We start from the raw sequence: 6,908 nt of genomic DNA, 5'->3' as shown, positions 1-6,908 counted from the left end.
CCGCACCGCACCTCACGCCTCCCCAGCCTCGTCGACCGACCTCCGCTTCGCTCCGGCCGGTCGACTCCCTCGCGGGCTCCTCGCGGCCCGTCGGGCCGCTCGGAGGCGCGCCACCACCAACTCGTCTCCCGGCCGTCGCGTCGTCCGAACGCCCTCCGAGAACAGCGCTTTTGTCCGCTCCCGCCAATACTCCGCCATGGTCCAGACGATCACCGCCGACGAGTTCCGCGACATGGTCGACGCGGCGCGACGCGGCGAGCGCGAGTTCGCCCTCGTCGACACCAGACCCGAGGAGAGCTACGAGGGCTGGCGGATCGCCGGCGCGATCAACTACGTCTACAAGCCGTTCCACCGGTTCGACCGCGAGGAGTTCGAGACGGCGACCGGGATCGCCCCCGAGGAGACGGTCGTGACCGTCTGCGCGAAGGGGAAGTCCTCGCACGCGCTCGCCGACGACCTCGCGGCCGCCGGCTACGAGGACGTGTACGCCATCGACGACGGGATGCGCGGCTGGTCGGCCGTCTACGACCGGGTCGAGGTTCCCCTCCCCGACGCCGGCGACGACCCCCTCGAGATCGTCCAGATCCAGCGCCGCGCGAAGGGGTGTCTGGGATATCTCGTGGTCGGGGGCGAGGGTGAGGATGGCTCCCGCGTCGCCGTCGCCGTCGACGTCTCCCGCCACGGCGAGGAGTGGCGGGCCGCGGCCGCCGCCCGCGACGCGTCGATCGCGGCGGTGCTCGACACCCACGTCCACGCCGACCACCTCTCCGGCGGCCGCGCGCTCGCCGACGAGTTGGGCGTCCCCTACGTCCTCCCCGCCGCGGCCGCCGACCGCGACGTGGCGTACGACTTCGACGCGATCGGGCGCAACGAGACGCTCTCGGTCGGCGGGATCGACGTGAAGGCGCTCGCGACGCCCGGCCACACCGACGACATGGCGAGCTACCTCGTCGGTCGCTCCGCGGTCCTCACCGGCGACACCCTCTTCACCGGGGGCGTCGGCCGGACGGAGCTCCAGTTCGCGGCCGACGAGGGCGGCGAGTCCGCCGGCGCGCGCTCCGGCGCGGAGCGCCTCTACGACTCGCTTCACGGCACGCTCCTCGCGGAGCCCGACGACGTCGTCGTGTTGCCCGGCCACTTCTCCGTCGCGAACGACGGGACCACCGACGCGGTCCCCGGCGAACCCGTGGCGACGACGGTCGGGGCGGCCCGACGGGAGATCGGGATCCTCCAGCGGGACCGGGCGGCGTTCGTCGAGGAGATCACGGCGACGCTGCCGGAGAAGCCGCCGAACTACGAGTCGGTGATCGCGGCCAACCGGGGGGTCGAGTCGCCCGCAGACGAGGTCGCCGCGATCGAACTCGAGATGGGACCGAACCGCTGTGCGGCCGAACCCGCACCGGAGCCCGAGGCGGACGACTGACGCGACCCGGAGCCGGCGACCGACCCGGCCGGGAACCGGCGACCGACCCGTCCCGGAGCCGGCGACCGACCCGGCCGGTCAGCCGTCCTGGAGGTCGGCCTCCCGCAGCGCCTCGTTCAGGTCCTCGCGGACGCGTTCGCCGGTCTCGCGGTCCATCGCGGTCGTGACGATCCGGTTCTCCTGGACGCTCGAGCCGTCCCGGAGGAGGAGCCGGACGTTCCCGTTCGTTCCCGCGCGCGTCGCCTTCGCGCGCAGGCCCGTCCGCGAGCCGGTGCCGCCGGCGTCGATCGGGCCGGGAACGACCTTCTTCACGTGCGGGTGTTCGGCCACCGTCCGGACCGCGCGCCGGCCCTTGCGGTCGCCGATGAGCGTCGAGTGCGACCCGCCGACCTTCTCGCGCGGCGGCGTCTCGACCACCTCCAGCGCCCGGTCGCCGCGGCGGTCGAGCACCCACCGGACCACGTCGCCGTCGGCGTCCCCGTCCGGCACGCGGTAGAACTCGTGGTGGAGCTGTGCGCGCGTCTCGCGGAGGGGATCGCGCGCGCCGGCGGCGTACACCGTCTCGGGGCGTTTCCGGCGGATCTCGTCGGCGACCCGGCCGGCGAAGTTGCGCAGCTGGACGCCGCTCAGCTCCTCGTCGTCCTCCGGGCGGGTCGTGATCGCGGTCTCCCCGACGACCGCGTCGTCGTCGAGCATCGTCAGCTCCGCGCGCTCTTCGGTGAACTCCGCGACGACGGCGTCGCTGTTGGCGGTGTTACAGGTCAGACAGTAGTCCCCCGGCTTCTCGAGGGGGGTGCCGCACCGCCGACAGTTCATACCGACCGGAGGCGCGTGCCGGATAAAAGCCCGTTCGTTCAGGACTCCCCGTCCGGTCGACACGGGGCCTCCTCGGTCGCCCGGTGACTGCCGAAGGCGACGGTTCCCTCGCGGATCCCGACGCGGGCGATCGTACACGCCCCGTCGCGGTGGTCGCCGGTGTACTCGAAGGCCTCGCTCGGTCCGTCTGCCAGGTCGACTCTCACCCCGTAGACGCCAACCCGATCCGCCCAGGCGTCGTTGCGGAACACTCCGGAGGCGTTGCCGTCGTCCGCCGCCGCCAGCGCGTACCGCTCGTCGAGCACCGGCGTCCCGTCGCGCGTCACGCGGAGCCGCGCCTCGACTCGCTCGGGCCGCCGGTTCGCCAGGAGGACGCCGCCGAGGCGGAGCCCGTCCGGCTCGCGGACGCCGAGACATCCGGCCCCCGTCGGCGGGCCGGCGGTCGCGGCGGCGGCGAGCACGAACCGCCTTCGGTCCATGCGCGGCGTTCGTCCGTGACCGACAAAAAGGCGGCCGAAACCCGACCGCCTCCGTCGGGACAACCATATTAGTCGGCGCTCCCGGATCGGACGTATGGACACCGACCGCGCCGACGCGAACGCCCCGGACGGGGAGTCCGACGGGTCCGAACCCGACGGGTCCGACTCCGACGATCCGGCGGGCGAAGCCGACCGGTCCGGGCGCGACCGATCCGTGATCGACCGGTCCGTGTCGGACCTGACGGACTCCGAGGCCATCGAGGACTGGCTGGAGGAGCTGTTCCGAAACGGGCGCACGAACGCCCTCATCGGGTGGGCGATGGTCGCGGTGCTCGTCGGCGTCTTCCTCGAGAGCGTCCTGGAGCTCGACCTCCTCCCGATGGCGCTCGTCGCGGCCATCACCGCCGTCGTCGTCGCGCCCGCGGTCGCCGGGCGGGACCCGCGAGTGATGCCGCCGTGGGAGGTGCTCGTGCTCGCGCTGTTGCCCGTGTTGGTCCGGGCGCTCCTCGGCGGCGAGGTCGGCGTCTTCGCGACGTACCTCGCCATCGCCGCGCTGGCGCTCGTCATCACGGTCGAACTCCAGATGTTCACCTCGCTGCGGGTGACCCACTGGTTCGCGATCGTCTTCGTCGTGATGACGACGATGGCCACCGCGGCCGCGTGGACGGTGCTCCGTTGGAACGCCGACCGACTCCTCGGCACCGGCTATCTGACGACGAACGAGGCGCTGATGATCGAGTGGCTCTACGTGACGCTCGCCGGACTCGCCGCCGGCGTCCTCTTCGACGTCCACTTCCGCCGGCGCGGGCTGCGGCTCCGTCGCGTCCTCCGTCGGGTGGTGCGCCGATGACGCTTCTGCCCCGGCCGTCGGTCCGGAACCAGAAGCGGCTCACCCGGACGATGCAGGCGATCCTCGCCGGGATCCTCGTCTACGGGATCGTCGCGGGCGCGCCGAAGGCGATCTCCAACGGCGGGATCGCGCTGCTCATCACGTTCGTCCCGGCGGCGCTCGAACGGAACTACGAGGTCCCGCTCGACCCCTGGCTCGGCGTGTGGATCACGAGCGCCGTCTTCTTTCACACCCTCGGATCGGCCGCCCTCTACACGCGGATCGAGTGGTGGGACCACCTCACACACTCGCTCTCGGCGTCGCTCGTCGCCGGCGTGGGATACACGGCGTTGCGCGCCGTCGACCTCCACAGCGACCGGATCCGGATCCCGAGTCGGTTCGCGTTCGTCTTCATCCTCGTCGTCGTCCTCGCGTTCGGCGTCGTCTGGGAGCTGTTCGAGTTCGCGCTCGACATCGTCGCGGCCCGAACCGGCGTCACCATGCCGCTGGCACAACACGGGCTCGACGACACCGTCCTCGACCTGACGTACAACTCCCTCGGAGCGCTCCTCGTGGCGACGTTCGGACAGGCGCACCTCTCGGGCGTGGCCGAGCGGCTCCGCGAGGGGCTCCTCGCGCGCTCGGGGCGCTCCGGGGAGTGAGGTGCGGTCGCCGGTCCCGCGATCGCCCGGACCCTGCTCCGTCAGTCGAGACACGCCGCGACGACGCGTAGCGCCGCCTCGCCCCGCACCTCCTTCGCCAGCAGCGGCACGCGTTTCACGTCGCGGCCGCGGAAGAGGTCGGTCGCCTCCCGCAGCGCCGCCTGCTGGACCTCCCACCGCCGCGCACAGAACTCGCAGTGCTCCGGGTCGGGCTCGACGATCCACTCGGGGTCGACGTCGGCCACGTCGCTCACCCGCTCCATCACGCGGTTGACGACGAGCGTGTTCACCGGGATGCCGAACTCGTCGAGCCGTGCGACGAGCCGCTCGGACTCGACGACGCTCATCTCCTCGGGGATGGTGACGACGCGGAAGTCGGTCCGCTCGGGGTCGCGCAACACGTCCCGGAGGCGCTCGATCCGCGCCCGTAGCTCGTCGAGATCGGCGCTCGGGTCGGGCTCGTCGTCGTCGCCGAACATCCCCTTGATCCCGTCCATCATCCCCGAGAAGCGTTGACGGAGCGACATCACGCGGCCGATCATCGAGTCCATGATCTCGGGGAGCTGGAGGAGCCGGAGGGTGTGGCCGGTCGGTGCGGTGTCGACGACCACCCGGTCGAACCGGGGGTCGTCGAGGTACTCGAGCAGCTGGCGCATCGCCGCGGCCTCGTCCGCGCCGGGCATCGTCCCCCCGAGCAGCGAGCCGGGCGCGTCCTCCATCCCCTCGGCGTCCGCCGCGTCACCCATCCCCGGCATCCCGCCCATCGCCTCGCCCATCTCGCCGAGCCCGCCGAGCGGGTCGCCGTCGGCGCCGAACATTCCCTCCTCCATCGCGGCGTCGGGGTCGATCTCGGCGGCGTAAAGCGGCAGGTCCTCGTGGATCACCGCGGGATCCGCGGGGACGTCGACGCCGACGGTGTCGGAGAGCGAGTGGGCCGGATCCGTCGAGACGACGAGCGTCGGGACGCCGCCCGCCGCCGAGGCGAGCGCGGTCGCGGCCGCCATCGTCGTCTTCCCCACGCCGCCCTTCCCGCCGTACAGCACGTACTCGGGCGCGTCCACGCCCTGCGGGAGGTCGTCGTCCCCGGCCGTCCGCTCGAGTGCGTCCTCGTCGATCCCGTCGCCCTCGCCCGCGCCCTCGTCGACCCCGCCGCTCCCGGCGTCCTCGTCGTCGACGCGGTCGACGGGCTCGACGTCGATGTCGTCCATGCTCGCCACTGGCGGCGGCGCGCTTGTGTACCCGTCGGTCCCGGTCGCCCGCTGGAGGGCGCCCGGCGACGGGTTACGGCGACTCGTCGAGCCGGTCCACGACGGTCTGGAGGTTCGCCTCGCTCTCGATCTCGCGTTTCACCTGCTCCCGTCGGCGCACCGCCGCGGAGTCGGCGTCGTACGCGCGGACGTACTCCGCGCGGGTGTGCTCGTCGAACGCGTGCCGGATCGCGAAGTAGCCGTCCGGGACGATCGTGCCACACACCTTACACTCGTGGCGCTGGTGGTCTCGCGTCTGGTGGAGCACGGCCGACTCCACGTCCTCGAAGACGGCGTCGCACCCGTCGATACCGCACGCCCAGGGAACCATACGCCACGGTTCCCGCCGAGGGGATTAACGGTTTCCCCCGACGTCGCCGTCCCTCGGTCGTCCGGCTCCCGCGGGCCGTCGGCGAACGATACGTCTTTGGGCGGCTTTCGCGTATCCCGGAGCGTGAGCCGATCCCGAACGCGCGTCGACGCCCACGTCAAGGTCCTCGACGAGCGCGTCGTCGCCCGCGCGAAGGAGCGCGGGATCGACGCGGTCGTGTACGCGCCTCACTTCACTCGACTGCCGGCGATCCGCGAGCGCGCGGCCCGGTTCTCCGACGACGACCTGACGGTCGTCCCCGGCCGAGAGGTGTTCACCGGCGACTGGGGGAACCGCCGACACCTCCTCGCCATCGGCCTCTCCGACCCCGTCCCCGACTACGTCACCTTCGAGGGGGCGATGGCGGAGTTCCAACGCCAGGACGCCGCGGTGCTCGTTCCCCACCCGTCGTTCGCGACCATCTCGCTCACCCGGCCCGAACTCGCGGCCCACGACGCCCGCGTCGACGCCATCGAGACGTACAACACGAAGCTGCTCGGCCACCAGAACGACCGCGCACGCGACATCGCCGACGAGCTCGACCTCCGCGGGTTCGGCTCCTCGTACGCCCACCTCCGGCCGACGGTCGGCGAGGCGTGGACCGCCTTCGAGGGGGACCTCCCCGACGAGGAGGCGATCGTCGACGCGTTCCGTGAGGGCCGACCGCGGACGGTCGTCCGCCGCGGCGGCGTCGACCACCGCCTCCGCGGGCTCGTCGAGTTCGGCCACCTCGCCTACGAGAACACGTGGGCGAAGGCCGACCGGCTCTTCCTCTCCGGCGAGGAGCCCACCCTCCCCTCGAACGTCGCCTACGAGGGTCGGTTCGACGACGTGGCCGTCTACGAGTGAGCGTTGCGGGGATCGCCCGGCCCGTTTCCGTTCGAAACGACCGTGGTACTTCGGATGCTTATAAGACGGGTGTTTCGTGAATTCTAGAAGCAATAAGAAGAGATCGTTGCTGGGGCGGTGAACTGTTTCAAAGCCCCAGCCGGCTCCGGTCGAGGGCCTCGCTGCGCTCCTCGCTCACTTCGTTCGCTGCGGTGCTTTCATCGGCCGTCTTCCCGGAGCCGGCTGCCCCTTTG

8 protein-coding genes are annotated in these 6,908 nt (G+C 71.9%); 4 read left to right on the top strand and 4 right to left on the bottom strand.

Going from position 1 to position 6,908, the window contains the following annotated elements; genetic code table 11:
- The first annotated feature begins 196 nt into the window (after nt 1-196).
- The gene (locus DJ70_RS12680) at nt 197-1,423 is read left to right on the top strand and encodes an MBL fold metallo-hydrolase (RefSeq protein WP_094533569.1); all 1,227 of its coding nucleotides are present in this window, start codon (nt 197-199) and stop codon (nt 1,421-1,423) included.
- 78 nt (nt 1,424-1,501) lie between these two features.
- Here the strand turns inward: DJ70_RS12680 and DJ70_RS12675 are convergent, their stop codons facing one another.
- The gene (locus DJ70_RS12675; protein WP_094533567.1) at nt 1,502-2,239 is read right to left on the bottom strand and encodes a DUF2103 domain-containing protein; all 738 of its coding nucleotides are present in this window, start codon (nt 2,237-2,239) and stop codon (nt 1,502-1,504) included.
- 38 nt (nt 2,240-2,277) lie between these two features.
- Entirely contained in the window at nt 2,278-2,718 is a 441-nt protein-coding gene (locus tag DJ70_RS12670) for a hypothetical protein (RefSeq protein ID WP_094533565.1), read from the bottom strand.
- Between the two features lie 94 nt (nt 2,719-2,812).
- Between DJ70_RS12670 and DJ70_RS12665 the strand changes: the two genes are divergently transcribed.
- Entirely contained in the window at nt 2,813-3,568 is a 756-nt protein-coding gene (locus DJ70_RS12665; RefSeq protein WP_179234056.1) for a hypothetical protein, read from the top strand.
- Nucleotides 3,565-4,209 carry a hypothetical protein gene (locus DJ70_RS12660; protein WP_094533563.1) on the top strand — a complete coding sequence of 215 codons (645 nt, stop codon included), beginning with the start codon at nt 3,565-3,567 and terminating at the stop codon, nt 4,207-4,209. The genes DJ70_RS12665 and DJ70_RS12660 overlap by 4 nt, the downstream gene beginning before the upstream one ends.
- Nucleotides 4,210-4,250: 41 nt before the next feature.
- Here the strand turns inward: DJ70_RS12660 and DJ70_RS12655 are convergent, their stop codons facing one another.
- Both DJ70_RS12655 and DJ70_RS12650 read right to left on the bottom strand, forming a co-directional pair.
- On the bottom strand, nt 4,251-5,417 hold the full coding sequence (locus DJ70_RS12655; protein WP_094533561.1) for an ArsA family ATPase: 1,167 nt from the start codon (nt 5,415-5,417) through the stop codon (nt 4,251-4,253).
- 73 nt (nt 5,418-5,490) lie between these two features.
- Nucleotides 5,491-5,787: a DUF7565 family protein gene (locus DJ70_RS12650; protein ID WP_094533559.1), complete on the bottom strand. Its 297-nt coding sequence runs from the start codon at nt 5,785-5,787 to the stop codon at nt 5,491-5,493.
- A gap of 123 nt (nt 5,788-5,910) precedes the next feature.
- Here DJ70_RS12650 and DJ70_RS12645 point away from each other — a divergent pair, with 123 nt between their 5' ends.
- Nucleotides 5,911-6,675: a PHP domain-containing protein gene (locus DJ70_RS12645; protein ID WP_179234055.1), complete on the top strand. Its 765-nt coding sequence runs from the start codon at nt 5,911-5,913 to the stop codon at nt 6,673-6,675.
- The last annotated feature ends 233 nt before the right edge of the window (nt 6,676-6,908 follow it).

This window comes from Halorubrum halodurans (genome assembly GCF_002252985.1).
Classification (GTDB): domain Archaea; phylum Halobacteriota; class Halobacteria; order Halobacteriales; family Haloferacaceae; genus Halorubrum; species Halorubrum halodurans.
This window is presented reverse-complemented; position numbering and strand designations above follow the sequence as displayed.

Excerpts from the sequence above, each read along its gene's own strand:
- DJ70_RS12655 (WP_094533561.1), bottom strand. The coding sequence starts at position 5,417 with ATGGACGACATCGACGTCGAGCCCGTCGACCGCGTCGACGACGAGGAC.
- DJ70_RS12650 (WP_094533559.1), bottom strand. The coding sequence starts at position 5,787 with ATGGTTCCCTGGGCGTGCGGTATCGACGGGTGCGACGCCGTCTTCGAG.
- DJ70_RS12680 (WP_094533569.1), top strand. The coding sequence starts at position 197 with ATGGTCCAGACGATCACCGCCGACGAGTTCCGCGACATGGTCGACGCG.
- DJ70_RS12660 (WP_094533563.1), top strand. The coding sequence starts at position 3,565 with ATGACGCTTCTGCCCCGGCCGTCGGTCCGGAACCAGAAGCGGCTCACC.
- DJ70_RS12670 (WP_094533565.1), bottom strand. The coding sequence starts at position 2,718 with ATGGACCGAAGGCGGTTCGTGCTCGCCGCCGCCGCGACCGCCGGCCCG.
- DJ70_RS12665 (WP_179234056.1), top strand. The coding sequence starts at position 2,813 with ATGGACACCGACCGCGCCGACGCGAACGCCCCGGACGGGGAGTCCGAC.
- DJ70_RS12675 (WP_094533567.1), bottom strand. The coding sequence starts at position 2,239 with ATGAACTGTCGGCGGTGCGGCACCCCCCTCGAGAAGCCGGGGGACTAC.